Source organism: Acinetobacter sp. ATCC 27244 (genome assembly GCF_000156555.1).
Lineage (GTDB): Bacteria > Pseudomonadota > Gammaproteobacteria > Pseudomonadales > Moraxellaceae > Acinetobacter > Acinetobacter haemolyticus.
The window spans coordinates 1-204 of the sequence record NZ_GG666021.1 but is presented as its reverse complement, the minus strand read 5'-3'; the positions used below and the strand labels follow the sequence as shown (position 1 = coordinate 204).

The window sequence follows — 204 nt, the reverse complement described above, 5'->3', positions numbered from 1 at the left end:
CTCAATTAACTAATCCGTTAATAACTCATTTGGAAAACGCCTTGGCATAGATAAGACCAAAGCAAGTATCCATAAACAGTTTGCTGGCGACAATAGCAAGAGTGAACCACCTGATCCCTTCCCGAACTCAGAAGTGAAACCTCTTCGCGCTGATGGTAGTGTGGCACTTGCCATGTGAGAGTAAGTCATCGCCAGCTTTTAAAT

General features: G+C 43.6%; 1 rRNA gene. It reads left to right on the top strand.

The features are described 5' to 3' along the window. Positions 1-82 precede the first annotated feature (82 nt). Positions 83-197: ribosomal RNA gene (gene rrf, locus HMPREF0023_RS16055) — 5S ribosomal RNA — on the top strand. Positions 198-204: the final 7 nt, after the last annotated feature.